This is a genomic window from Mesorhizobium sp. M0208 (assembly GCF_040322015.1).
In the GTDB taxonomy this organism is placed as follows: Bacteria; Pseudomonadota; Alphaproteobacteria; order Rhizobiales; family Rhizobiaceae; genus Mesorhizobium.
The window spans coordinates 78,458-103,616 of sequence record NZ_JAMYSP010000006.1; the positions used below are offsets into that span (position 1 = coordinate 78,458).

Below are 25,159 nucleotides of genomic sequence, written 5' to 3' on the forward strand. Positions count from 1 at the left end.
TTCGGTGTCGATCCCGGCGCCGGTTCCTTTACCGTTTCATCGCATCGTCCAGCGCAAGGTTGAGGGCCAGCACATTGACTACCGGCTCGCCGATGAATCCCAATTCGCGATCCTCGACATGGCTGTCGACAAGCGATTTGATCCTGGATTCATCGACGCCCCTGGCCTTGGCCACCCTGGCGACCTGAAAATAGGCCGCGTCGGGGCTGATATGCGGATCGAGGCCGCTGCCGGACGTGGTGACCAGATCTATCGGTACCGGCTGGTTCGGGTTTTCCGTCCTCAGCCTTTCGGCGTCAACCTTGATGCGGTCGATCAGCTTGGGATTGGTCGGGCCGAGATTCGAGCCGCCCGAGGCGGCGGCATTGTAGCCGTCGCCGGCAGCCGAGAGACGGCCATGGAAGTAGCGGTCGCTTTCGAAAGCCTGGCCGATCAGCTCGGAACCGACGAGCTTGCCGTCCTTCTCGATCAGGCTGCCATTGGCCTGGCGCGAAAACAGCGCCTGGGCAATGCCGGTCATGCCGATCGGATAGACCAAACCCGTCAGAATGGTGAAGAAGACGATCATGACGATTGCGGGCCTGATTTGATTGAGCATCGACGTGGTTCCTTAGGCGAGACCGAGAGCGGTGATGGCCATGTCGATCACCTTGATGCCGACGAAGGGGACGACGACGCCGCCGAGGCCATAGACAATGAGATTGCGGCTGAGCAGCGCACTGGCGCCGACCGCGCGGTATTTGACACCCCTCAGCGACAGCGGGATCAGCGCGATGATGATCAGCGCGTTGAAGATGATGGCCGAGAGGATAGCGCTCTGCGGCGTCGCCAGATGCATGACGTTGAGCGCTTGCAGCGGCCCGGCAGTTTGGCCCGGGGCGATGTAGAAGACGGCGAATATTGCCGGGATGATGGCAAAATACTTGGCTACGTCGTTGGCGATGGAGAAGGTGGTCAGCGAGCCACGCGTCATCAGCAGCGCCTTGCCGATTTCGACGATCTCGATCAGCTTGGTCGGATCGCTGTCGAGATCGACCATGTTGCCGGCCTCGCGCGCCGCGACCGTGCCGGTGTTCATGGCAACGCCGACATCGGCCTGCGCGAGGGCCGGCGCATCGTTAGTGCCATCGCCGCACATCGCGACAAGTTTGCCTTTGGCCTGCTCGTCGCGGATCAGCTTCAACTTGTCCTCGGGCGTCGCTTGGGCAAGGAAGTCGTCGACGCCGGCTTCCGCCGCGATCGCCGCCGCGGTCATCGGATTATCGCCGGTGATCATCACCGTGCGGATGCCCATGCGGCGCAATTCGGCAAAGCGTTCTGCGATGCCGCCCTTGACGACGTCCTTCAGATGGACGACGCCGAGGAGGCGCCCGTCGCGCTCGACCGCGAGTGGAGTGCCACCCGATTTGGCAATCTCGTCGGCGATCGCCTGAAGGTCGCGGACGGTGTCGTTGCGCGTACGGCCTGTGGCAACCGTCGAGAGGTTGACGTGGGCAAGTACCGCATCGACTGCGCCCTTGCGGACCGAGGAGCCTTCCAGATCGACGCCGCTCATGCGGGTTTGCGCGGTGAAGGGCACGAAAGTCGCGTGCAGGCTTGCCATGTCGCGGGCGCGGATGGCGTATTTTTCCTTCGCCAGGACGACGATCGAGCGGCCTTCCGGCGTTTCGTCGGCAAGCGAGGCAAGCTGGGCCGCGTCGGCCAGTTCCTGTTCGGTGACGCCCTTGACCGGACGGAATGCCGTCGCCTGGCGGTTGCCCAGCGTGATGGTTCCGGTCTTGTCGAGCAGCAGCGTGTCGACATCGCCGGCCGCCTCGACGGCGCGGCCCGACATGGCCAGCACGTTGAAGCGCACCAGGCGGTCCATGCCGGCAATGCCGATCGCCGACAGCAGGGCGCCAATTGTGGTCGGGATCAGGGTAACGAACAGGGCGACCAGCACCGTCACCGAGATATAACCGCCCGAATACGAGGCGAAGCTCGGGATCGTCGCCGTGGCCAGCACGAAGATCAGCGTCATGCCGACGAGCAGGATATTGAGCGCGATCTCGTTGGGTGTCTTCTGGCGCTCGGCGCCCTCGACCAACGAGATCATGCGGTCGAGGAACGTATGGCCGGCAGCCGCGGTGATGCGCACGCGGATCCAGTCGGACAAGACCTGGGTGCCGCCGGTCACCGCCGAACGGTCGCCGCCGGATTCGCGGATGACCGGTGCGGATTCGCCGGTGATGGCCGCCTCGTTGACCGACGCCACGCCTTCGACCACCTCGCCGTCCGAGGGGATGATGTCGCCGGCTTCGACAAGCACGATGTCGCCGACCTTCAGGCTGGTGCCGGGCACCAGTTTGAACTTGCTGCGGTCGCCATCGTTCAACAGCTTGGCCTGCGTCTCGGTTCGCGCCCGGCGCAGCGAGTCTGCCTGCGCCTTGCCGCGACCTTCGGCCACCGCTTCGGCGAAATTGGCGAAGAGCACGGTGAACCACAGCCAAATGATGATCTGCAGCGTGAAGCCAAGATCGCCGCCGCTGGTAGCGAGATCCTTGACGAACAGCACGGTGGTGAGCGCCGAGACGACGGCGACGACAAACATCACCGGGTTTCGCATCAAGGTGCGCGGGTTCAGTTTTCTGAAGGAACCGCCGATAGCGGGCCACAGAATGCGGGTATCCATGATGCTCACGGATTTCGACGGGCTCATTTGGTAGCTCCAGTGTCGATTTTGTTGACCGGTCGATCGTGTGCCGAACGAAGGTGCGGCGGCCCGTAAGCCAGCAGCCAGATCATGATCAAGGCTGCCGCAATAGCGAGGAATGTGGACAGCGTCGGGAAAGGAGGGGGCGTTTTCTCCCCCTCCGGCTCGGGGCGATGCCGGACCTTCCGAGGTATGATCTTGAACCAGGGCATGGCCGTTTCAGAATGTCTGACCGTGAATCATCGCCAGGTGCTCGACGATCGGTCCGACCGCCAGGGCCGGGAAGAAGGTCAGGCCGCCGACGATCAGGATGACACCGGCCAGCAGGCCGACGAACAGCGGACCGTCCGTCGGGAAGGTGCCGGCGGAGGCAGGGACGGTCTTCTTCGCAACTAGCGAGCCAGCAATCGCCAACGCCGGAATAATGACCAGGAACCGGCCCATCAGCATGCCGATGCCGAGCGTTACGTTGTACCAGGGCGTGTTGCCGCTGAGGCCGCCAAAGGCGGAGCCATTGTTCGCCGCGGCCGAGGTGTAGGCATAGAGAACCTCGGAGAAGCCGTGCGGGCCGGCATTGGCGATGGAAGCAACGCCGGTCGGCAGCACCACCGCGATAGCGGTGAAGATCAGCATTGCAAGCGGCAGGCAGAGCACGGCCAGCATAGCCATCTTGACCTCCTTGGCCTCGATCTTCTTGCCGAGATATTCGGGCGTGCGTCCGACCATCAGCCCGGCGACGAAAACGGCAATGACGATGAACATCAGGATACCGTAGAAGCCCGCGCCGACGCCGCCGACAATGACCTCGCCGAGCTGCATATTGATGATGGGGATCATGCCGCCGAGTGCGGTGAAGCTGTCATGCATGGCGTTGACCGCGCCGCAGGACGCGGCGGTGGTGATGACGGCAAACAGCGCCGACAGAGCGATGCCGAAACGGCTCTCCTTGCCCTCCATGTTGCCGCCGTCGACGCCCAGCGCATGGACCAGCGGATTGCCTGCGGCTTCCGCCCAGTCGCAGACGGCAACGCCGGCGATGAACAGCACGCCCATAGCCGACAGAATTGCCCAGCCCTGGCGCTGGTTGCCTACCATGCGGCCGAAGACATTGGTCAACGCCGCGCCGAGGGCGAAGATCGTCACCATCTGGATCAGGTTGGAAATTGCATCGGGATTTTCGAAGGGATGCGCTGCATTGGCGTTGAAGAAGCCGCCGCCATTGGTGCCAAGCATTTTGATAGCGATCTGCGAAGCGACAGGCCCGACTGCGATGGTCTGCTGCGCACCTTCGAGCGTCGTCGCGTTGACGTAGGCAGCGAGCGTCTGCGGCATGCCGAGATAGACATAGACCAGAGTCAGGACGATGCAGAACGGCAAAAGCAGATAGAGCGTGCAGCGGGTCATATCGACCCAGAAATTGCCGATCGATTTGCCTGAGGCCCTGGCAAAGCCGCGGATCAATGCGACCGCAATGGCGATGCCGGTCGCCGCCGACAGAAAATTCTGCACGGTCAAGCCGGCCATCTGCACGAGATAGGACATCGTGCTTTCGCCGCCGTAGTTCTGCCAGTTGGTGTTGGTCATGAAGCTGGCGGCGGTGTTGAAGGCCAGCCCAGGTTCGACGGCGGTCATGCCGGCCGGATTGTAGGGCAGGCCGCCTTGCAGCCGTTGCAGCACATAGAGCACCAGGAAGCCGGCCAGGTTAAAGAACAGCAGGGCCGCCGCATAGGAGGTCCAGTGCTGCTCCTCGCGCTCGCTGGTCCCTGATATGCGGTAGAGTCCGCGCTCGAGCGGGGCCAGAATTGACGACAGGAATATGCGCTCGCCGCTGAAAACGCGATACATGTAGCCGCCGAGCGGCTTGGCCAGCAGAGCGACGATCCCGCAATAGACGAGGATCTGCAGCCATCCGTTGATCGTCATGGGTTTGGCTCCTTGCCAGCGGAGATCAGAAGCGTTCCGGGCGAACGAGGGCGTATGTCAGGTAGGCGAGAAGAAACAAGGTCACGGCGCCGCCGAGGATATAGTCGAAAAGCATGTTGCGATCCCCTAAACTTACAGCTTGTCGCAGGCTTTGATGTAGCCAAAGCATAGAGCAAAGAACGTGATTCCAATCGCGACAACAACTATGTCCACCGCGCATTTTCCTTATGTTGTATTTATTGTTTACTTTACCAAACTACCAAAATCGGTCGCCGCATCATATCAGCGGCCGGAAACATCGCTTCGGCGAATATGGATCAAAGTGCCATAAAGGGTCGAGACGGGACGCGGAGCAAAGAAATCAAAATCCCATAAGGATTTCGCCGCCTCGGCGCTGGCCACAGCTCAGGAGGGATGTGCACACCGGCGCGCGAAGCTGCCGGGGCTCAGTCCGCGCGGGTGTAGATCACCGCGTAATCGTCCGCATAGGCCCGCTTCCAGCCCAGTTCGTCGAAGAACGGAATGCGGCTGTCGTCGGCAGTCAACAATGCCCAGCCTATCGTATATTTCTCGAGTTGGGCTTTCAGGATCGGCTTGCCCCGGCTGTGCCCAGTCTGCTCATCCGTTTCCGTAAAGCCATTCAGGAAGAGCTGATCCGCGCGGCCGTCGATAAACGTCCTGATGCCATGGAAGATCAGCGTACCGCCGAAATCGTAGGAGTTCAGCAGATTGCCCGACAGATTATGGGATTGGGCGAAGGCCAGTGCGTCCCTGGCCGAGGTCTTCTGGCTCGGCGCGACCGGATAGGTCGTGAAGGCGGCAGCCGCCAAAACCAGCAAAACGGCAAGTCCAGCGCAAATCCTGGAAAATTGCCGTGCGAAAAATTGTTCAAGTCCGTCGCGCTTTTCCGCCGCCCATTTCTCGGTTGAAAGCGCTGGATATTGTTGCGCGACCTCCACGGCAAGGACCACCGGGACAAGAAGAAAGAACAAGTACATGAACCGTATGTGGGTGAGATAGGCGTGCAGCGTGAAGACAAGGAACAGCGCCTTGGCCCAGCCAATGCGCAATCTCGACACGAGCAGCCCGAAAAACGCCACCAGCAGGGCCACCTCCTGGAGGGTGTGCCGCGAGGCGTCGAAGGGTTGCCACTCCGCAATGTAAGGCACCGCCTCATTGCCATAGGCCACCGTGAACGTGGCGAGTATGGCCTTGACGCCATAGGGATTGAACAGGCTGACCAGCGGGCAAAGCAGCCCGAAAGCGATCCACTTGGCCAGCAGCCGGGGGTTCGACAAGCGCGTGCGCATGACGAGATCGAGGCCGGCGAAGGCGGCGATGACGAAACCGAAGGTGAAGGTGGCATGGAGATTGGTCCACAGGCAAAGCAGCGTCAGCAGCCACAAAGGCGGCGCTTTCTCGTTGCGTGCGGCCTGGAAAAGACCGGCGGTCCAGATGACGATGATGGGCAAGGTAAAGATGTGCGGCCGGGCGACATAGATTGGCCCGATCAAAAGCGCGAGAACCAGCGTCAGTCCTATCGCCAGCGTCGGCTTCAACCACGCGCTGAGATACCACGACGTCAAGAAGATCGTGAGCGCGATTACTGCAGTCGCCAGCAGCACCACGCCGTTCCAGCCGCCGGCTTCAAAGGCAATTGCAAGGAGAAGCTGACTAAGCCATTCCTTAGCGATCCATGGCTGGCCGGCAAAAGTGTAGGAGTAGACGTCGACGGTGGGGAATGTGCGGCTTGCCAGCATATCCATGCCGACCTTGATGTGCCACCAGCTATCAGGATCCTGCAGGAGGGACGTGGCAAAGGCGAGGAGCGCCGCCGCTATCACGACCGCCGCCAGCAGGCAAAATACCAACCTCACATGTCGTATATCGCCTATCGACGGCTTCGCCTCACCAGATATCCCGCGCATATGGCATCCCTGAGCCGCGATAGCGGAAGGGATAGGCCGAATTTGTTAGAAAACCGATAAGCTGCAGGATTGCAGCCACACCCCTGTACCGCCCGTCCGACCGACTCGGCGGCTCAGCCCTCGGCCTTGAAGTTCTTGGCTTCCTTCTCGACCTTCTGGCTGTCCTTGCCGTGCTTGCGCATCAGATCCTTCGCCTGCTTCGGCGAAACGTCGGTGGTTTCGGCCAGGCGCAGCGCTTCCTTTTCATCCGCATCGCGCGTCTTGCGGTCGGCCATTGCGGTTTTCTTGTCAGCCATTACGACGCTCTTATGCTTTCGGCGATTTCGTTCAGCACCTTGCGGTCGGTGCCGTGGCGCTTGATCAGCGTGCGTGCCTGATCCGGGGTGATGCCCGCTTCCTCGGCGAAGTGACGTACCTCGTAGTCTTCGCCGCCCGCCACTCGTGAGCGGTCGCGACTGTCGGTCTTGGTTTTGTCGTCGGCCATGGCAGCTCTCCTCATCTCGACGAGAGCATAACGGGCAAGATTTCAGCGAGTTCCTTCGAGCGTGTCGCTCAATTACCGCCTTCGGGCATGACCCGGCATGAGCAGCGGTTTTGTTCAAAGCAAGGGCTTGGTGCCAGGACGGCCTTCATGCACAAACAGGCTGGCCTCTTTGGCGCTGCCAACCGCCCGCCACTGCTCCTGGCGCAGCCTGATGTTCGTTCCAGATTATTTTATTGGGACCGATGGTCGAACACGACGCCCATGGTCCTACCAACGGCCGTCATGACGATAAGCTCGACCAGATCGTCGTCACTGTTGCCGCAGGCCGGGGCCGTCCTGCGAACGATGTCCAGCATCGCCCTCGTCGATATGGTGTCGCCGGCACCGAACCGTGAAAGCGCAGATGAAACAAGCTCTTGGGCCGTCAAGTCGGCGACAGTCACCCTCTGCACCACGTTCATTGGCTTCCTCCCACCATGAACTCTCTCCGGGGAGAATGATACGCCGAACGTCGCGTTTCGCCAGCAAAATGGTGGTCCTACCAGCGCGTGGGCAGCGACCGAAATCGGCGCTTTGCGTGAGGCAATCCGGGTGCGAGGCGGCAAGCGCTTTTTGTGGCATGCCACCTCGCCAAACACCGATCCTGACGGTCGGGACGGGTCTCAATTTTATTTACCTGGCGGTCTGACGCTTGGCATCGTGGTCTGCTCGGTTGCGGCCGAAGTTGGCGCAGCAAGAACCACGGTGCGGGCAGGACCAGGACGGTTCGTCGTTTCACGGAAACGCCGAGCCGGTCTGTCTTTTTTTGTTTGACGCAATTCCGGACGGAAAACCGTTCACACGTTTTCCTGGAATTGCTTGTCTTGTGACTCTAGGCGGCTAGGTCGCTCGGAAGCTTGCCGCCATTCTCGGCCAGCTTTTTCATCAGTGCGTCGTGCAGCCACAGATTCATCGTTACAGTGTCGTTCATATCGCCGGTGTAGTTCAGCTCGTGGGCCAGCTCCTTGCGCTGCCGGAGCCAGGGTTGCAGCCGGCCGGATCGGGTAGGCGCCGTCGACGCGCAATGGGCGAGGGAACGGTCAGCAGCCAGTTTTGCTGACGCGGACCAGAAAAATCATCTAGATTCGTGTTCGCAATTCGCTGAGAGGAACGAAGCCATGACAGCAGTCTCGCATCCGACAGGCTCGAACGTTCGCCGGTTTGGGCAGAGGACGATCCGTCGGTCAAATGGCCGGCGCTTTCGCGGTTTGCGGCGGGCAGGGCACTACCCAGTCCTCGGTCATTGTCTACGAGATCGAGCCCGGCAAGCGGCTCGGCTGGCAACACCCAGGCCACCGAAGAGACGCTTTCTTTGCGGCGGCGATGTTCACGCAGACATTCGATAACGTCATGCTGCCGCCGAAACGAGAATCACCAGGCCTGCGGATTGCGGACTCGGAGCTGAGATGAGCGCGCGCGCGGCCGGCAAGCGGTTTGGCGTCGTTACGCGCTCGCGTCATGGGCGGACCAGCTGATGGCGCCCGTGAAGGTCGACCCCGCCAATGTGCGCGAGTTCAGGGATGCCGAAAGCTTCCATGCCTGGCTTGGCGAGCATCACGACAGCGAGGACGAAGTCTGGATCAAGATCCATAAGCTCGATTCGGGGCTGCCGTCGATCACGCCGAAGCAAGCCATCGACGTGGCGTTGTGCTGGGGCTGGATCGACGCGGTGCGCAAGGCGTTCGACGGCAAAAGCTATCTGCAGCGCTACACCCCCCGCGGCAAGAAGAGCACCTGGAGCCAGATCAATGTCGACAATGTCGCCCGGCTGATCGAGGAGGGCCGGATGACCGAGCACGGGCTGAGGCAGGTCGATGCGGCCAAGGCCGACGGCCGCTGGGCGCGCGCCTACAAGAGCGGCAAGGAGATGAAGATCCCCGACGACCTCCAGGCGGCAATAGACGCCGAGCCCAGGGCGAAAGAGATGCTGGCAAAGCTCAGCGGGCAAAACCGCTTCGCGCTCGCCTTCCGCATCCACAACATGAAGACCGAAGCCGGGCGCAAGAAGAAGATCGCGGCGTTCGTGGCGATGCTGAAGCGCGGCGAGACCATCTATCCGCAACGAAATCGCGATTCTGGATAAACATTTGGCCGCGTTTGTGTGCTGCGTCTTGTGCTTGTCCCTTGCGGCGACTCCCAAAATGCGGCCGGCTCAGGCCCATCTCCGATCCTGGCGATGTCGCAGACGATTGTTTTCGACGAGCGTCGCCCGGCACTTCGACACCATCTCTCATTCGTTTAGTGGATGCAGGAAAAAGTCTCGTCCTCACAGTCGGCATAGTATATTAGCAGGCGCTGTTATGAGGTTTTTGCCCGTTCAGGAGCCGACTGGCACGTGGGCCGTGTTTGATGCGACCGTGGACGTGCCTGCGGATTTCGCTGGCAGTTGCCTTATCGGCTTGCCGCGGCAGCGGGCGGAGTGGCTCGCAGCAAGAGCCAATCGAGATGCTGCAAAAGGCACTTCGATTTGCCGGTTGCCAGTTGCCGGACCGGCACAAGCCGCGGTTCTTAGACTTAGACCGATCGGAGAGATTCGATGATGCACGAAAGGGCAATGGCGGCTGCGTTGGCAGCCAGGAACCAGGAAGCAGACATTCGTGGTGTCTTCGACATCACCAACAAAACCGATGCGCCAATGGGCTCTCGCCGATTGGGCGAGGCTATCCACTTTGTCGCCAATGCACCCATCGTTGGCTATGATGTTCACGCCGCCGTCATCAGATATGGCCCACTCGGAACCCCCGGCCTCAGAGCTACAGATTGCGCACAGCTGTGGGAGAAGTTCGGCGAGGCCTTGCTGGAACACTGACGGGCAGGCCTTTGGCGCGTATGGCACCACGATTGTGCAGGACTTCCTTAGGGAGAACGACATGGAAGCCTGGCGGGTGATATTGCAATTAAATTAGGGTGAGCGCATATTTTTTGCCGGCTGGACTCGCAACCGGCCAGGCCCGGCGGCCGGCTGCCGACGGGCCGTCAGGCCGGCGACAAATGGTGCCGCAGGCCCGACGGTCCCCTTGGCAAGATCGCCGGAACCACAGCATGATGCGGCGGCAAAACGGGTTTGGGGGAATGATATGCCTAAGGTTTCGGAGCTTTTTTTCAAGACAGCCATCGTCTTTCTTATTCTGGGAATTGCAGCTGGCCTGCAGATGGCAATTTCAGGCGATCACGGCGCGTTTCCGGCTCACGCGCACATCAACCTGCTGGGATGGGTCACCAGTGCAATATTCGGCGGCTATTATGCGCTGAACCCGGCGAAGGCTGCCCGCAGGACGGCGATGATCCACTACGGCGTGTACAATCTCGGCCTGGTCGTGATGCTGCCGGCGCTTTACCTGATGCTGCAGGGAAATCCGGCGCTCGAGCCGATCGTCGCCACCGGCTCAATGATTGTCGCTGCCGCCGTGCTGATCTTTGCCTTCGTGGTTTTCTCCGGCGAAACAGAGCGCTCAGTCTCGGGAATACCAGCGGTCCCGCGGTAGACGGGGCGGCGATAGTGCCGAGCCTATCAATGCCCGTGCTTCTGGTGAAGCGCGGGCCGATTGGTTGTAGGCTGATCTGAGGCAAGAGTGCGGGGAGATGAAAGCCGCTCAGTAGCCTTCGCGCGCCCCTCTGCCTGCCATGCTGCTTATCGCGGCCTTCATTTTGGCGTTGTGCCTGCGTCCCCAGGAAGGTGAAAATATCGACACTTCTTGGATCTTCGCCGAAACGACTGCCTTGTGCTTTTGGGGCGCGACGCCCAGCGAGCGCAGGTGCGACGTTGATGCAGCCTTGTTGTTGGCGACGCAGCATGACGGGGTCATCGTCAAACGACGGTAGAGCGCGCGGACCTACTGTTGCGCGAGCCGGTCCCCGAGCGTGTTTGCTTCGGCCAATCTTGCCAGCGATTGTTCGACTTTCTGCGCCGAGGCGTCTGTGCGCTTGATGTGCCGTATCATTTGCTGCCTCAGCAGCGCGAGCCTTGCGACGCGATATTCGTCGCCGTATCTCGCAGTTTCAAGGTGGAGGGTCGCGAGCATCATGGGTCAATTCTTCCGATCGATCTTCGTCATGCGTTCCCGGGCCTCAATCACGCGTTTTTGCTCAGACCGTATGCGGTCGCACAACGCGAGATTGACGGCGACACAGCCATCGTTCAACAACAGTTCATTCGCACGCTTCAGCGAGCGCTCGGCCCGTTTAACGCGCAGCCTGGCATTGGCCAGTTCGAAGCTAAAAATATCAATCATCATCATACCGCTTCGTTTGCGGTCCCTTCGATTGTTAACCGGCGTCGATCCCATTTGTTCCGACTGCACGCGGCGCAGCGCCAGGAAGGAGCTTGTCTTTCGCCCGTGCTGGGCCGTTCGCGATGGCGGGGCATGCTAGGTGGGCGGGCTGGTGCAAGGCGAAGGTGTGAAGGCCTGGCCCGTAATCACGTTCTGTTCACTCTGGCTAATGTAAGCTGGCCGCCTAGAATTCGCCGCGAAGCTGTTTGACGCGGAGCTTCACGCCAGGCTTGACCCACTGCGCCGCGAGCACAGCCATGTGGTCACCGTGGCTCGAGTGTCAGCAGATGTGGTAAGGGTGAGTGTCGGCGAGTAGCAGAGGTCCAGCAACAATGACTTTGAGGCGAACCAGAGCTTACGGCACATCCGGCTTGGTTCTAGCGGTTTGCACTGTGTTTGCTTGGCAGAACGCCGCTGCCGCTCAAAATTGCGACGCCGCCGCGACGCCTGGCGTCAATTGGCAAGAGTGTGACAAGAAGCTTCTCATCCTAGACGGACAGGACCTGAGCGGGGCGAACCTGTTCGGTGTTGATTTCACTTCGACCGACCTCAGGAACACCAATCTCCGTGCGGCAAATCTTGAGAAGGCAACGCTTGTGCGTGCTTCCCTGGCCGACTCGACCGCCAAAGGCGCCCGGTTCGACAGAATCGAGGGCTACAGGACCGACTTCAGCCGTATGGACGCGCAGGGCGCTGTGTTTGCGAGCGCGGAAATGCAGCGCTCGAATTTCCAGGACGCCAATCTGACCAATGTTGATTTCACAAAGGCAGAACTGGGGCGTGCGCAGTTCCATGACGCCGATATCAGCGGCAGCCGCTTCTCGTTTGCCAATCTCGCACGGGCGGACTTCCGAGGAGCGAGGTTCACCGCGCCGATAGACTTTGACCGCGCCTTTTTCTTTCTGACCCGTATCGAGGGCCTCGACCTTTCCAATTCGGTGGGTCTGTCCCAGTGGCAGCTCAACATGGCTTGCGGAGACGCCCGGACCGAGTTGCCTTCTGGCTTGACGAGGCCTGAAGATTGGCCCTGTCAATTCCAGCAGGAATAGTTGTCGGCAAGCGAACCGCGGCAATGCTGCACCCGACAGGATTCGAACCGGTAACTTTGTGCCGCGGGCATGCCCATTAAGGTCGAAGCCACCACCCGAGACGGCGAACTCCGGATATCCCTGTCTAATGCCGGAGAGCCCATTCCGCACGAGACAATGCAGGGGATCAGCATTAAGGAATATAATCCTCCCGTTGCGGCGAGCCCCTTCAACGGAGAATCGCCATGACTCGAAAGACCCTCGCCGACACTCTGTCCGCCCGCGAACCCATCTAAGTCAATTGTGCGCACCCGATGTGCTGCAAATCGACGAAACTTGACATCCAGGCGCTGATTGACAGGCTCGGCCATGACCACGGCTCGATGCATGACGACTTGGTCGGGCTCTTTGTCTGCTCAAATTGCAAGGCTGCCGGCCGTGACCGACCTTCTTCGCATGCATTCCTGACTACGAAGGCCATCAGCGGGCGCGCAATCGCGACTGGAAGCCAACTTTCGAACGAAGGGGCTGAAAGTGGCCGGCGCCGCTTGGGGGGCGTTGGGGTAGATTGCCTGTAGGCGCCGGCGGGGCGGATTGGGGTCCGCAGACGCGAATCCTGCGGGCTGCCCTGCGGTTTTTTCCGGACACTCCGATTCCCAAGCAAAGTCAACAAAGGGGCGGCGGCATGGTGGCCGAGCTTCATCGTTTGCGGACGTTAGGAACGGAAAGGCCGCAACTCACAAAGCGAAACAATAACAGACGCTTAAGTGGGTATCTGGCGGAGAGAGCGGGATTCGAACCCGCGTTACGGTTTCCCGTAAACACACTTTCCAGGCGTGCGCCTTCAACCACTCGGCCACCTCTCCGTCTTTAGCATTTTCGACGCGGCCGGTTTCGCCGCGCGGGTTGGGGAGATGCATCTCCTTTGGGATTCCGGACCGGAATTCCGGCCGTGGGCGCCGTCGACCAGCGGATACCCTTTCCCCACACCTGAGCCGTCAAAGCAACAGGCGCGGGGCTCATCTAGTCGATCCGGTGCCGAATGCCAAGACATAACGATAGTCTATTCGCTTTGCCGGATACGGATGCTCACCCCATGTTACCGGAGCACCCGTAGGGAGCCTATCGAAAGGGGCGGCCGAGGTGTGCTCGCCGTCCGGCGCGCCGCCGGTTCCAGCGAACCGGCGGTCGCCGGTTCAACTTCGCGTGTCGCGATTGCAGGCGAAGCAAGTAGATCCTATCTAACAGTCCGATACGACATTCTGATAATCTCCTGGGGAGGAAGGGTCTGGATGTTCCGCTTCATCTTTCGTCTCGCTGCAATGGTCGCGCTGTCGGTTTCGGTCATCATGGCCGTGCTCGATGCGACACGGTCGGTGGCGGCTTCGGCGCTGGTGATGACACCGCTTAATTCCAGCTGGCTCGCGGTCTCGCCGGATACGCGCAGCGCCTTCGAAAGCTTCGTCCGCGACAAGGTCAATCCGCTGCTGTGGGATGGCGCCATCGCCTGGGTGCTCAGCCAGCCCGGCTTCGCCGTGTTCGCGGTGCTGGCGTTCATTCTTTACGCCATCGGCTACAGGCGGCCGCGCCCCAGCGGGCGGTTCGCCGCGACCTGACATTTCCAGCCTGACCCGGTGTTCCCGTGCCGGGGAAGGCTCAACCAAGAAGAAAAGGAAACCGCACTATGTTTCTCAGCGACATGCTGAACAAGAAGCTCAACCTGCCGAAGCCCTCCGAGGCGCTGCCCGGCCGCGACCGGCCGATCCCGACTGCATCGAAGCACTTCGTCTCGAACAGGCCGCTCAAGGGTCCTTATCCCGAAGGGCTGGAAACGGCGATGTTCGGGCTGGGTTGCTTCTGGGGCGCCGAGCGCCTGTTCTGGCAGGTCGAGGGCGTCTGGGTCACGGCGGCCGGCTATGCCGGCGGCGTCACGCCCAACCCGACCTATCAGGAAACCTGCACCGGGCTCACAGGCCATGCCGAAGTCGTGCTCGTCGTCTACGATCCCAAGATCGTGTCCTATGCCGAGCTTTTGAAGCTGTTCTGGGAAAGTCACGACCCGACGCAAGGCATGCGCCAGGGCAATGATGTCGGCACCACCTACCGCTCGGCGATCTATACGTTCAACGACGCGCAGTACCAGGCGGCGCTCGCCTCGCGCGATGCCTACGAGGCTTCGCTGCGCGGTGCCGGACGCGGCAAGATCACCACCGAGATCGCACCGGCGCCGGAATTCTACTTCGCCGAGGAAGACCACCAGCAATATCTGGCGAAGAACCCCTACGGCTATTGCGGCCTGCGGGGAACCGGCGTCTCCTGCGCCATTCCGGCCGCCGTCTCCGCCTGATTATGCCCCTGACGCAAGGAATATGCTGTGGCGCCGCGATGCGGCGCCATGCTTTTCCAAAGGGTCAAAATTCCACGTGAATTTTGTTTCGGGCCGTGCCAGATTGACCCGAAGCGGGAGGAAGACACTCCTGCCTGACGCTGCATGCCTGCCGGAGAACCGGGCCGGCATGCGGTGCATAATGGACAAATAACCGACAGGGGTGTGGATCACATGAAACGTATCGTTCTCGGCCTTATGGCCGCAGCTGCAATGGTTCTCCCGGCCTTCGCCGCGGACATTCAACCCGCGATCCTCTATGATCTCGGCGGCAAGTTCGACAAGTCGTTCAACGAAGCGTCCTTCAACGGCGCCGAAAAGTTCAAGACCGAGACCGGCATCCCCTATGTGGAATTCGAGGTCAGCAACGCCACCCAGCGCGAGCAGGCGCTGCGCCGCTTCGCCGAGGACGGCCGCAATCCGATCGTCATGGCTGGCTTCTCCTGGGCCGACGCGCTTGACAAGATCGCCACCGAGTTCCCCGACACCAAATTCGCCATCATCGATATGGTCGTCGACAAGCCCAATGTCCGCTCCCTGGTCTATAAGGAGCAGGAAGGCTCGTACCTCGTCGGCGTGATGGCGGCGATGGCTTCCAAGACCAAGAAGGTCGGCTTCGTCGGCGGCATGGATATTCCGCTGATCCGCAGGTTCGGCTGCGGCTATGTAGGCGGCGCCAAGGCGGCCGGCGCCACCGACGTCATCCAGAACATGACCGGCGATACGCCGGCAGCCTGGAACGATCCGGCCAAGGGCGGCGAGATCGCCAAGACGCAGATCGACCAGGGCGCCGACGTAATCTACGCGGCGGCAGGCGGCACCGGTGTCGGCGTGCTGCAGGCAGCGGCCGACGCCGGCAAGCTCGGCATCGGCGTCGATTCCAACCAGAACGGCCTGCAACCCGGCAAGGTGTTGACCTCCATGGTCAAGCGCGTCGACGTTGCCGTCTACAACACCTTCATGGATGCCAAGAACGGCAAGTTCACGGCCGGCGTCAACGATCTCGGCCTCAAGGAAGGCGGCGTCGACTACGCCATGGACGACAACAACAAGGCGCTTGTCGACGACGCGATGAAGGCAGCGGTCGAAAAGGCCAAGGCCGACATCATCGCCGGCACCATCAAGGTGCACGACTACATGTCGGACAATGCCTGCCCGTATTGATTGATCGACATTGAAGACTGACGAGCCGCCGGGTGAAAGCCCGGCGGTTTTGCATTGTCAGCCGCTCACCAGTGCGGCGGCTTGGTCACCGGCACGTCGGGTGCGGCCTGTTCCTCCAGCGCCAGGAAGCGCTCGGCCAGCGCGTCGAGCTTGCGCTGCATGCGCTCGATCACCTTCCACTGCTCGGCGATCTGGCCTGACAGTTCCTCGATTGTCTTCTCCTGCTCGGCGGCGCGGATTTCCAGCGTCGTCAGCCGGTGGTCGGGCATGTGGGCGGGCATGGTCATCTCAAATCCTCGATCAGGCGATTGTGCAGGCTGCGGCCACGTTGGAAATTGACAAGCATGGCGGGATTTGTCGAGAGTGAACCCTGCTCCGGGCAATTGACATAGACCCAATTGGCATAGACTGGGCGTCATGCTAGGCGTTTGACCAAGCGGTAAAAAAATAACAGTGGGAACAGGCTGCATGGCGCAAGCCGCAATCGAGCTGATCGGCATCGACAAGAGCTTTGGCGCCGTGCGCGCCAACCGCGACATCAATCTGGAGATTATGCGGGGCACCATCCATGGCATCGTCGGTGAGAACGGCGCCGGCAAGTCGACGCTGATGTCGATCCTCTATGGTTTCTACCAGGCCGATTCCGGCGAAATCCGTGTCGGCGGCCAGCCGGCATCGATCAAGACACCGAATGATGCGATCGCGCTCGGCATCGGCATGGTCCATCAGCATTTCATGCTGGTCGACAATTTCTCGGTCCTGGAAAACGTCATTCTCGGCGCCGAAAGCGATGCACTGCTGAAGAAGAGCATCGCCAAGGCGCGTTCCGAGCTGGAGCGGCTCGAGCGCGAATACGGGCTCGAAGTCGATCCCGACGCCATCATCGAGGAGTTGCCGGTCGGCCTGCAACAACGCGTCGAAATCCTCAAGGCGCTCTATCGCGGCGCCGAAATCCTGATCCTCGACGAGCCAACGGGCGTGCTGACGCCGGCCGAGGCCGACCATCTGTTCCGCATCCTCAGGCAGCTGAAGGAGCAGGGCAAGACGATCGTGCTGATCACCCACAAGCTGCGCGAGATCATGGCGATCACCGACACCGTCTCGGTGATGCGCCAGGGCACGATGGTGGCGACACGCGAAACTAGGAAGACCACGGTCGAGGAACTGGCGGAGCTGATGGTCGGCCGGCGCGTGCTGCTGCGCGTCGAGAAGGGCGAGGCGAAGGCCGGCGGCGTCAAGCTCGCGGTCAAGAACCTGACGGTCAAGGATTCCCGCGGCGTCACCATGGTCGACGACGTCTCCTTCGACGTCCATGCCGGCGAGATCGTCGGCATTGCCGGCGTCGCCGGCAACGGGCAGTCCGAATTGCTCGAGGCGATTTCCGGCATCAGGCATGCCGTTTCGGGCTCGGTCATGCTCGACGGCAAGCCGATCGACCTCACCGGCGCCGCCGACCCTGGCGAGCTGCGCGAGCGCGGCCTTGCTCATGTGCCGGAGGACCGCCATCACGTCGGGCTGGTGCTGGCCTTCGAGGAGAACGAGAATTCGATCCTCGGCTACCAGGACGATGAGCGCTATCTGAAGGGGCCGTTTCTCGACATCGACGCCATCCGTGACGATGCCCGGGACAAGATCGTCAAATATGACATCCGCCCGGCGGACTGCCGCCTCAAGACCGCCAATTTCTCCGGCGGCAACCAGCAGAAGATCGTGCTGGCGCGGGAAATGGAACAAGATCCCGGCGTGTTGATCGTCGGCCAGCCGACGCGCGGCGTCGATGTCGGCGCCATCGAATTCATCCACAAGCGCCTCATCGCCATGCGCGACCAGGGCAAGGCGGTGCTGGTGGTTTCGGTCGAACTCGACGAGATCCGCTCGCTGTCCGACCGCATCCTGGTGATGTTTGCCGGCCGCATCGTCGGCGAACGCGGCCCCGACGCGACCGAGGGCGAGCTCGGCCTGCTGATGGCCGGCGTCGAGCAGCGCGAGGCGGCGGAATGAGCACTCCCTATGCCAAGCTCCCGGCCTGGGCCGACTACGTGCTGATCCCGCTGATCAATCTGTTCGTCGCCTTCGTCGTTGCCGGCTTCGTCGTCATATTGGTCGGTGAGAACCCGTTGCGCGCGGCTGTCATCCTGGTCGAGGGCGCCTTCGGTCGCGGCCAAGGCATCGCGTTTACACTTTTCTATGCTACCACCTTCATCTTCAGCGGGCTTTCGGTGGCGGTTGCGGCGCATTGCGGCCTGTTCAACATCGGTGGCGAGGGCCAGGGCTATATCGCCGGTCTCGGTATCGGCATCGTTTGCCTGGCCTTCGACAGCGTGCTGCCCTGGTGGCTGACCTTCCCGATTGCCATTATCGCCGCCGCGGCGATGGGCGCGCTGTGGGCGCTGATCCCGGCCTATCTGCAGGCCAAGCGCGGCTCGCACATCGTCATAACCACCATCATGTTCAACTTCATCGCCGCCAGCGTCATGGTCTATGCGCTGGTGGGGATGCTGAAGCCGCCCGGCTCGATGGCGCCGCAGACGCGCACCTTCCTCGAAGGCGCGCAATTGCCGAAGCTCAACTGGGTCATCGAATTGTTCGGCGCCAAAATCCGTTCGGCGCCATTCAACGTCAGTTCCCTGCTGGCGCTAGCCATGGCCTTTCTGGTGTGGGTGCTGATCTGGCGCACGAAGCTCGGCTACGAGATGCGCACCTATGGCCACAGCCCGAAAGCGGCGCGTTATGCCGGGATTTCGGAGATACGCATCATCATCATTGCGATGATGATCTCGGGCGCGTTGGCCGGCATGATGGCGCTCAACCCGACGATGGGCGACCAGCACAATGTCGCGCTCGAATTCGTTTCGGGCGCCGGTTTCGTCGGCATCGCGGTGGCGCTGATGGGTCGCCTGCACCCGGTCGGCATCGTGCTGGCGGCGATCCTGTTCGGCATGCTCTACCAGGGCGGCGCCGAGCTCGCCTTCGAGATGCCGGCGATCAGCCGCGACATGATCGTCATCATCCAGGGCCTCGTGATCCTGTTCGCCGGCGCGCTCGAGCATATGTTCCGGCCCTATGTCCAGGCGTTGTTCGCCTCGCTCAGCCCGAAATCGGTCGGCATGGAAGCGGTCAAAGGGAAGGGCGCCTGAGATGGATTTCTTCAACGCCATCGTACAGGTCCTGGACTCGACCATCCGCCTTTCGGTCCCCTTGCTGCTCGCCTGCCTCGCCGGCCTCTATTCGGAGCGGGCCGGCGTCTTCGACATCGGGCTCGAGGGCAAGATGCTTGTCGGCGCCTTCGCCGGTGCGGCCGCCGCCTCGGTCTTCCACTCGGCCTATCTCGGCCTCGGCATGGCCATCCTCATCTCGGTTGCCTTCGCGCTGATCCACGGCTTTGCCTCGATCACCCATCGCGGCAACCAGATCGTTTCCGGCGTCGCGATCAATTTCATTGCCGCCGGATCGACGATCATGCTCGGCCAGGCCTGGTTCCAGCAAGGCGGGCGCACGCCGGCGCTGGCTGCCGGCGAGCGCTTCGAAGCAATCATCTGGCCGGGCGCGGATGCGCTCAGGGGCGTTCCGATTCTCGGGCCGATCTATTCGGAACTCATCTCCGGCCACTCCGTGCTGGTCTATCTCGCCTTCCTGGCCGTGCCGTTCACCTGGTGGGTGCTGTTTCGCACCCGCTTTGGGCTCCGCCTGCGCGCTGTCGGCGAGAACCCGGCTGCGGTCGACACCGCCGGCATCTCGGTCGCCTGGCTGCGCTACCGGGCGCTGATTTGCACCGGCGTGCTCACCGGCATTGCCGGCGCCTATCTGTCGATGGTGCAGAATGGCGGCTTCGTGAAGGACATGACCGCCGGCAAGGGCTACATCGCGCTGGCCGCGCTGATCTTCGCCAAATGGAAACCGGTCAACGCCATGTTCGCCTGCCTGCTGTTCGGCTTCCTCGACGCCGCGTCGATCCGCCTGCAAGGCACGCCGCTGCCGCTGATCGGCAAGGTGCCGGTGCAATTCATGCAGGCGCTGCCCTATGTGCTGACCGTCATCCTGCTTGCCGGCTTCATCGGCAAGGCAATCCCGCCGCGCGCCGGCGGCGTGCCTTATGTCAAGGAACGCTGATCTATCATGACTCATGATCTGTTCGAAGCGGCGAAAGCCGCCATGGCCAAGGCCTATGCGCCCTATTCGAAATTTCCGGTCGGCGCGGCGTTGCGCACCGAGGACGGGCGTGTCTTCACCGGCGCCAATGTCGAGATCGCGTCCTATCCTGAGGGCTGGTGCGCCGAAACCACCGCGCTCGGCCACTACGTCATGGGCGGCGGCGGCAAGATCACGGAAATCGCCGTGATCGCCGAACGCGTGGCAAAATGCTCGCCCTGCGGCGGCTGCCGGCAGCGGCTGGCCGAATTCTGCCGGCCGGAAACGAAGTTCTATCTCTGCGATGACAGCGGCGTGGTCGAGACCGTGACCATGGGCGAGTTGTTGCCATACGGGTTTGAAGGCGATGTGCTGAAATGAAGGAAGCGCTCGATCACCTCGTCGAAAGGCTGGATGGGCTGGCGCCGACCACGGCCTTGGTGCTGGGGTCAGGGCTTGGCGGGCTCGTCGACCAGGTCGAGGATGCGGTGCGCATCTCCTACGCCGACTTGCCGGGGTTTCCCCGAAGCGGTGTCAGCGGCCATGCCGGCGAGGTGGTGGCGGGGCTCTTTGCCGGCACGCCGGTGCTGATGCTGTCCGGCCGCGCACACTATTACGAGCACGGCAACGCAGCGGCGATGCGGCCGGCGTTGGAAGTGCTCGCCGGCATCGGCATCTCCCGGCTGATCCTCACCAACGCCGCCGGTTCGGTCGATCCCGGGATGGGGCCGGGCTCGGTAATGCTGATCACCGACCACATCAATTTCTCGGGGTCCAACCCGCTGATCGGCGAACCGAGCGACCGCCGTTTCGTCGGCCTGACCGAAGCCTATGACGCCGATCTCCGCTCCGCCATCGAGCGGGCGGCGAAGGCGACCGGTACCATGCTGCACAAGGGCGTCTATATGTGGTTCTCCGGCCCATGCTTCGAGACGCCCGCCGAGATCCGCATGGCGCGCGTCATGGGCGCCAACGCGGTCGGCATGTCGACGGTGCCGGAGGTCATTCTCGCGCGCTTCCTCGGGCTGCGCGTCGCCGCCTGTTCGGTCGTGACCAACCTTGCCGCTGGCATGACCGGAGCCGAGCTGTCGCACCAGGAGACCAAGGACATGGCGCCGGTCGGCGGTGCGCGGCTGGCGACCATCCTGCAGCGTGTTTTTCAGGACGGGCTTCCGGAGCACAGGGTCGACGCCTGATGCTTCCCCAGGAAATCATCCGCCGCAAGCGCGACGGGCAGAAGCTCTCGGCTGAGGAGATCGCGTTCTTCATCGAGGGCTTGGCCGCCGGCACCGTTACCGACGCACAGGTCGGTGCCCTCGCCATGGCAGTATTCTTCAACGGCATGAGCCGCGACGAGGCGGTGGCGCTGACTATGGCGATGCGCGATTCCGGCGATGTGCTCGACTGGTCGGATCTGCCCGGCCCGGTCACCGACAAGCATTCGACGGGCGGCGTCGGCGACAATGTCTCCTTGATGCTGGCGCCGATCGTCGCTGCCTGCGGCGCCTATGTGCCGATGATTTCCGGCAGGGGTCTGGGCCATACCGGCGGCACGCTGGACAAAATGGATGCCATCCCCGGCTATATCAGCCAGCCGGATGTTGCGCGCTTCCGCAAGACCGTGCTTGAAACCGGCTGCGCCATCATCGGCCAGACCGCAGACCTCGCACCCGCCGACGCCAGGCTCTACGCGATCCGCGATGTGACGGGAACGGTCGAATCCGTGCCGCTGATCACCGCCTCGATCCTGTCGAAGAAGCTGGCGGCCGGCCTTGGTTCGCTGGTGCTCGACGTCAAGGTCGGCAACGGCGCCTTCATGGAGAAATCGCGCGACGCAACCGCGCTGGCCAACAGCCTGGTCGAGGTCGCCAATGGCGCCGGCCTGAAGGCATCGGCGCTGGTCACCGGCATGAACGAGCCGCTGGCCTCCGCCGCCGGCAATGCGGTCGAGATGCGCAACGCCGTCGATTTTCTCACCGGCCGCTTTCGCGACCGGCGGCTGGAGGACTTGACGCTGGCGCTGGCCGCCGAGATGCTGCAATCGGCAGGCCTGGTGTCGTCCAACCAGGACGGCCTGCGCCGCGCCGCCGAGACGCTGGCCGGCGGCCGCGCCGCTTCCATCTTCGCGCGCATGGTGGCGGCACTGGGTGGTCCCGCCGACTTTGTCGACAATCCGGAAAAATATCTGCCGAAAGCGGCAACGGAATTCGCGGTCAAGGCGAGCGCGAACGGCTTTGTCTCCGGCATCGCGACGCGCGAGATCGGGCTTGCCGTGGTCGGGCTTGGCGGCGGGCGGACGCGGCCCGACGACAGGATCGATCACGCCGTCGGCATCACCAGGCTGTTGCCGGTCGGCGCCGAAGTGCGGGCCGGCGAAGCGCTGGCACTAGTCCATGCCCGAAATACCGGGGATGCCGAAGCGGCCGCGGCCGTCGTGCTTTCGGCCTATACGATCGGCCCTTCCAGACCGGCCACGGAGAAAACCGTCATCCGGCGGATCCTGCCGCGCGGATAGAGCCCATTCCGATGGTATCGAATGGGCTCTATCTTTCTTGGACCATGATCTTGTCCGACGACCGGTCCCCTTTTCGCTGGCGTGGACCTGCGGTTCGGGATCACTGCCTACTGAACCAGCAGCAGCGTGCCGTCTTCGACCTGGTATTTTTCGAGCCGCTGCAGAAAGCTCATGCCGATCAGGTTGGTGTGCAGCGCCCTGTCGTCGAGCACGACGGCCTCGACGCCCTCGACGGTGATCCTGCCGATCTGCAGCCGATCAATCGTCACCACGGCGGCCTTGATCGCACCGTTGGCGGTGTTGACCTGATGGCTGAAGTCCGTCGGATTGAGCGAGATGCCGATCCTGCGCGCGGTCGAACTGTTGATGGCGACGAGCGTCGCGCCGGTATCGATCATGCCGTCGATCTGTCGGCCGTTCAACTTGAAGACCGACATGAAATGCCCGCGCGCGTCCGCGGTGACGACGACCTTGCGGCCGAGCGGCTGCGGCGTCGCCGGCCTGTCCCGAACGGCGGCGAGATTCAGGTCGGTTTGGGTGTCGGCCGGCCTGGCCCCGATGGCGGATTTCAACAGCCGCTCGATTACCTGTGAATTGGACTGATATACGATCGGCAGCGATGCCGACGTTCCGGCAAACACGCCAAGGATGAGAAGCTTGCGCAGCATGGACCGGCCTTTGTGGTTGCCGATCCTTAGTCCGACATGGTGTTTGCCGCTTTAACGAATGCGGAAACCAGCCGTTTGCGTAAACAGTCGGTAAACGGATCTATTTGGTGCCGTACATGCGGTCGCCGGCATCGCCAAGGCCGGGCATGATGTAGCCCTTCTCGTTGAGCTGGCGGTCGATGGAAGCGGTGAAGACGGGAACATCGGGATGCGCGTGGGTGAACCGCTCAAGGCCCTCTGGTGCCGCCAACAAGCAGAGGAAGCGGATGTTGGTGGCACCGCGGCCTTTCAGCTTGTCGATCGCCGCGATCGCCGAATTGGCGGTCGCCAGCATCGGGTCGACGACGATCACCAGCCGGTCGGCGAGGTCGCCCGGCGCCTTGAAGAAATACTCGACCGCTTCCAGCGTCTCATGGTCGCGGTAGAGGCCGATATGGGCGACACGCGCCGCCGGCACCAGATCGAGCAGGCCTTCGAGCAAGCCGTTGCCGGCGCGCAACACCGAGGCGAAAACCAGTTTCTTGCCCTCCAGCGTCGGCGCCTCCATCGTCTCGATCGGCGTCTCGATCGTCGTCGTCGTCAGTTCCAGGTTGCGGGTGACCTCGTAGCCGAGCAGCAGCGAGATCTCGCGCAGCAGCCGCCGGAAGCCGGCCGTCGAAGTCTCTTTCTTGCGCATGATGGTCAGCTTGTGCTGGACAAGCGGATGGTCGACGACGGTGACGCCCTTCATGGTGTTCTCCAACTGCGCAAGTGAATGGTGAATGGTGAATAGTGAATAGTGAACTGGTTTGCGAGTCCTTGGTGCGCGGCAAAGCCCGCAGTTGACGGACCGAAGCGCCGGGTGAGCCATTCACCATTCACCTGCCCTTGGCGCCGAGCCTGCCCAGCAGCGCCGCCCTGGTCTTCCTGTCGACGAAGGCTGCCTCGATGGCCGTCCTGGTGACGGCGGTGAGCGCCTTGTCGTCCATCGCAAAATGCTCGGCGGCGATGTCGTATTCGCGTTTCAGCGAGGTCCAGAAATAGGGCGGGTCATCTGAGTTGAGCGTCACCTTGCAGCCCGCCGCCTTCAAGGCGGGAAAGGGATGGTCGGCGAAACTGTCAAAGATTTTCAGCGCGATGTTGGAGCCGGGGCAGCATTCGAGCACGACGCCTTCGTCGGCGATGCGCCGCACGAGATCGGGGTTCTCGATGGCGCGCACGCCATGGCCGATGCGAGACGGGCGGATGTGGTCGAGTGCCGCCTCGACGCTCTCCCAGCCCATCAATTCGCCGGCATGCACGGTGATGCCGAGGCCGGCCTCGCGGGCGATCTCGAAGGCCCTGACATAATCTTCCAGATCACCTATCCGCTCGTCGCCGGCGACGCCGAAACCGGTGACCAGCGGATGCCCACACCGGGCGGCGAAACGTGCCGCCCGTTCGATCGATTCGACACCGAAATTGCGCACGCCGGTGACGATCATGCGGCCTTCGATGCCGGTCTTCGCCTTGGCGCGGGCCATGCCTTCGCCGAGCGCGTCGGTATAGGCCTTCGGCGACAGCCCAGCCTTGCTTGCATGGTCGGGCGAGGTGAAAACCTCGGAATAGATGGCGCCGTCGCGGGCGAGGCTGGTCAGGTAGTGATCGGCCAGCCGCGCATAGTCTTCTTCGGTGCGGAACAGGTCCGACGAGAAGTCGTAGGCGGCGAGGAAAGAGGTGAAGTCGTGCCACACGAAGGAGCCGTCCTGGATGTAGGGCGAGGCATCCTTGCCGTATTTCTCAGCCTGGCGGAGGACGAGTTCAGGCGCCGCTGCCCCTTCGATGTGGCAGTGCAGTTCTGCTTTCAAAGGCATTCAATTATCCCGTCAGGCTTTTTTTCTTATGACGCAAGTTCCTGTCGGAACCGTGTGACACTTTTCCGGAACCTGCTTCGAAGCGCGGCCGAACACCGCGC

General features: G+C 62.1%; 27 protein-coding genes, 1 tRNA gene and 1 pseudogene. 14 read left to right on the forward strand and 15 right to left on the reverse strand.

The window, feature by feature from the left end; all coding sequences use genetic code 11:
- Positions 1–28 precede the first annotated feature (28 nt).
- The 9 genes and pseudogenes from kdpC to NKJ17_RS08815 all read right to left on the reverse strand — a co-directional run.
- A complete protein-coding gene (kdpC, locus tag NKJ17_RS08775; protein WP_352506581.1) occupies positions 29–598 on the reverse strand; it encodes a potassium-transporting ATPase subunit KdpC in 570 nt (189 codons plus the stop codon).
- 12 nt (positions 599–610) lie between these two features.
- The gene (kdpB, locus tag NKJ17_RS08780) at positions 611–2,698 is read right to left on the reverse strand and encodes a potassium-transporting ATPase subunit KdpB (protein WP_352687976.1); all 2,088 of its coding nucleotides are present in this window, start codon (positions 2,696–2,698) and stop codon (positions 611–613) included.
- Positions 2,699–2,911: 213 nt separating this feature from the next.
- On the reverse strand, positions 2,912–4,615 hold the full coding sequence (gene kdpA / locus NKJ17_RS08785) for a potassium-transporting ATPase subunit KdpA (RefSeq protein WP_352687978.1): 1,704 nt from the start codon (positions 4,613–4,615) through the stop codon (positions 2,912–2,914).
- Between the two features lie 25 nt (positions 4,616–4,640).
- Entirely contained in the window at positions 4,641–4,730 is a 90-nt protein-coding gene (locus NKJ17_RS08790) for a K(+)-transporting ATPase subunit F (RefSeq protein WP_023675300.1), read from the reverse strand.
- 331 nt (positions 4,731–5,061) lie between these two features.
- Positions 5,062–6,543: a hypothetical protein gene (locus NKJ17_RS08795; RefSeq protein ID WP_352506578.1), complete on the reverse strand. Its 1,482-nt coding sequence runs from the start codon at positions 6,541–6,543 to the stop codon at positions 5,062–5,064.
- A 113-nt stretch (positions 6,544–6,656) separates the two neighbouring features.
- The gene (locus NKJ17_RS08800) at positions 6,657–6,839 is read right to left on the reverse strand and encodes a hypothetical protein (protein WP_352506577.1); all 183 of its coding nucleotides are present in this window, start codon (positions 6,837–6,839) and stop codon (positions 6,657–6,659) included.
- On the reverse strand, positions 6,839–7,027 hold the full coding sequence (locus NKJ17_RS08805; protein WP_292657372.1) for a DUF3606 domain-containing protein: 189 nt from the start codon (positions 7,025–7,027) through the stop codon (positions 6,839–6,841). Before NKJ17_RS08805 ends, NKJ17_RS08800 begins: the two co-directional genes overlap by 1 nt.
- A 230-nt stretch (positions 7,028–7,257) precedes the next feature.
- Positions 7,258–7,488, reverse strand: coding sequence for a hypothetical protein (locus tag NKJ17_RS08810; RefSeq protein WP_254816847.1), 231 nt, complete (start codon positions 7,486–7,488; stop codon positions 7,258–7,260).
- Between the two features lie 410 nt (positions 7,489–7,898).
- Positions 7,899–8,045, reverse strand: a pseudogene (locus NKJ17_RS08815) (DUF3597 family protein); the annotation flags it as partial.
- A 209-nt stretch (positions 8,046–8,254) separates the two neighbouring features.
- On the opposite strand from NKJ17_RS08815, the gene NKJ17_RS08820 reads away from it, so the two are divergent.
- The 4 genes from NKJ17_RS08820 (at position 8,255) to NKJ17_RS08835 (ending at position 10,551) form a co-directional block, all read left to right on the forward strand.
- Positions 8,255–8,476 carry a cupin domain-containing protein gene (locus tag NKJ17_RS08820; RefSeq protein WP_352687979.1) on the forward strand — a complete coding sequence of 74 codons (222 nt, stop codon included), beginning with the start codon at positions 8,255–8,257 and terminating at the stop codon, positions 8,474–8,476.
- 64 nt (positions 8,477–8,540) lie between these two features.
- The gene (locus NKJ17_RS08825) at positions 8,541–9,149 is read left to right on the forward strand and encodes a YdeI/OmpD-associated family protein (RefSeq protein WP_352506575.1); all 609 of its coding nucleotides are present in this window, start codon (positions 8,541–8,543) and stop codon (positions 9,147–9,149) included.
- A gap of 453 nt (positions 9,150–9,602) precedes the next feature.
- Entirely contained in the window at positions 9,603–9,875 is a 273-nt protein-coding gene (locus tag NKJ17_RS08830) for a hypothetical protein (RefSeq protein ID WP_352687981.1), read from the forward strand.
- A 268-nt stretch (positions 9,876–10,143) separates the two neighbouring features.
- Positions 10,144–10,551, forward strand: a complete 408-nt coding sequence (locus tag NKJ17_RS08835; RefSeq protein WP_352506573.1) for a hypothetical protein — start codon at positions 10,144–10,146, stop codon at positions 10,549–10,551.
- Positions 10,552–11,094: 543 nt separating this feature from the next.
- Here NKJ17_RS08835 and NKJ17_RS08840 read toward each other — a convergent pair.
- Positions 11,095–11,304 carry a hypothetical protein gene (locus tag NKJ17_RS08840; protein WP_254816855.1) on the reverse strand — a complete coding sequence of 70 codons (210 nt, stop codon included), beginning with the start codon at positions 11,302–11,304 and terminating at the stop codon, positions 11,095–11,097.
- 365 nt (positions 11,305–11,669) lie between these two features.
- On the opposite strand from NKJ17_RS08840, the gene NKJ17_RS08845 reads away from it, so the two are divergent.
- A complete protein-coding gene (locus tag NKJ17_RS08845) occupies positions 11,670–12,386 on the forward strand; it encodes a pentapeptide repeat-containing protein (RefSeq protein ID WP_352688090.1) in 717 nt (238 codons plus the stop codon).
- Positions 12,387–13,141: 755 nt separating this feature from the next.
- On the opposite strand, the gene NKJ17_RS08850 is transcribed toward NKJ17_RS08845, so the two are convergent.
- Positions 13,142–13,231: transfer RNA gene (locus tag NKJ17_RS08850), tRNA-Ser, on the reverse strand.
- 426 nt (positions 13,232–13,657) lie between these two features.
- On the opposite strand from NKJ17_RS08850, the gene NKJ17_RS08855 reads away from it, so the two are divergent.
- The 3 genes from NKJ17_RS08855 to NKJ17_RS08865 all read left to right on the forward strand — a co-directional run bounded on the left by NKJ17_RS08855 (position 13,658) and on the right by NKJ17_RS08865 (position 15,915).
- The gene (locus tag NKJ17_RS08855) at positions 13,658–13,981 is read left to right on the forward strand and encodes a hypothetical protein (protein WP_352509895.1); all 324 of its coding nucleotides are present in this window, start codon (positions 13,658–13,660) and stop codon (positions 13,979–13,981) included.
- Between the two features lie 68 nt (positions 13,982–14,049).
- Positions 14,050–14,712 (forward strand): peptide-methionine (S)-S-oxide reductase MsrA, encoded by a 663-nt coding sequence (gene msrA, locus NKJ17_RS08860; RefSeq protein ID WP_352509893.1) that lies wholly within the window; start codon positions 14,050–14,052, stop codon positions 14,710–14,712.
- Positions 14,713–14,925: 213 nt separating this feature from the next.
- Positions 14,926–15,915 (forward strand): BMP family lipoprotein, encoded by a 990-nt coding sequence (locus NKJ17_RS08865; RefSeq protein ID WP_254816859.1) that lies wholly within the window; start codon positions 14,926–14,928, stop codon positions 15,913–15,915.
- A gap of 65 nt (positions 15,916–15,980) precedes the next feature.
- On the opposite strand, the gene NKJ17_RS08870 is transcribed toward NKJ17_RS08865, so the two are convergent.
- The gene (locus tag NKJ17_RS08870) at positions 15,981–16,202 is read right to left on the reverse strand and encodes a SlyX family protein (RefSeq protein WP_352509891.1); all 222 of its coding nucleotides are present in this window, start codon (positions 16,200–16,202) and stop codon (positions 15,981–15,983) included.
- Positions 16,203–16,383: 181 nt separating this feature from the next.
- Between NKJ17_RS08870 and NKJ17_RS08875 the strand changes: the two genes are divergently transcribed.
- Genes NKJ17_RS08875 through deoA form a run of 6 tightly spaced genes read left to right on the forward strand, consistent with a single transcriptional unit; the run spans position 16,384 to position 22,558 of the window.
- Positions 16,384–17,916, forward strand: a complete 1,533-nt coding sequence (locus tag NKJ17_RS08875; protein ID WP_352478115.1) for an ABC transporter ATP-binding protein — start codon at positions 16,384–16,386, stop codon at positions 17,914–17,916.
- Positions 17,913–19,052, forward strand: coding sequence for an ABC transporter permease (locus NKJ17_RS08880; protein ID WP_352509890.1), 1,140 nt, complete (start codon positions 17,913–17,915; stop codon positions 19,050–19,052). Before NKJ17_RS08875 ends, NKJ17_RS08880 begins: the two co-directional genes overlap by 4 nt.
- A 1-nt stretch (position 19,053) precedes the next feature.
- Entirely contained in the window at positions 19,054–20,025 is a 972-nt protein-coding gene (locus tag NKJ17_RS08885) for an ABC transporter permease (protein WP_352509889.1), read from the forward strand.
- Positions 20,026–20,031: 6 nt separating this feature from the next.
- Positions 20,032–20,424 carry a cytidine deaminase gene (cdd, locus tag NKJ17_RS08890; protein WP_352509888.1) on the forward strand — a complete coding sequence of 131 codons (393 nt, stop codon included), beginning with the start codon at positions 20,032–20,034 and terminating at the stop codon, positions 20,422–20,424.
- Entirely contained in the window at positions 20,421–21,239 is an 819-nt protein-coding gene (locus tag NKJ17_RS08895) for a purine-nucleoside phosphorylase (RefSeq protein WP_352509887.1), read from the forward strand. The genes cdd and NKJ17_RS08895 overlap by 4 nt, the downstream gene beginning before the upstream one ends.
- Positions 21,239–22,558 carry a thymidine phosphorylase gene (gene deoA, locus NKJ17_RS08900; RefSeq protein WP_352687985.1) on the forward strand — a complete coding sequence of 440 codons (1,320 nt, stop codon included), beginning with the start codon at positions 21,239–21,241 and terminating at the stop codon, positions 22,556–22,558. The genes NKJ17_RS08895 and deoA overlap by 1 nt, the downstream gene beginning before the upstream one ends.
- 107 nt (positions 22,559–22,665) lie before the next feature.
- On the opposite strand, the gene NKJ17_RS08905 is transcribed toward deoA, so the two are convergent.
- The 3 genes from NKJ17_RS08905 to NKJ17_RS08915 form a co-directional block, all read right to left on the reverse strand.
- Positions 22,666–23,226: a TIGR02281 family clan AA aspartic protease gene (locus tag NKJ17_RS08905; RefSeq protein WP_352506393.1), complete on the reverse strand. Its 561-nt coding sequence runs from the start codon at positions 23,224–23,226 to the stop codon at positions 22,666–22,668.
- Positions 23,227–23,326: 100 nt separating this feature from the next.
- Positions 23,327–23,956, reverse strand: a complete 630-nt coding sequence (gene upp / locus NKJ17_RS08910; protein WP_254816867.1) for a uracil phosphoribosyltransferase — start codon at positions 23,954–23,956, stop codon at positions 23,327–23,329.
- Between the two features lie 127 nt (positions 23,957–24,083).
- Positions 24,084–25,058, reverse strand: a complete 975-nt coding sequence (locus tag NKJ17_RS08915; RefSeq protein ID WP_254816868.1) for an adenosine deaminase — start codon at positions 25,056–25,058, stop codon at positions 24,084–24,086.
- Positions 25,059–25,159: the final 101 nt, after the last annotated feature.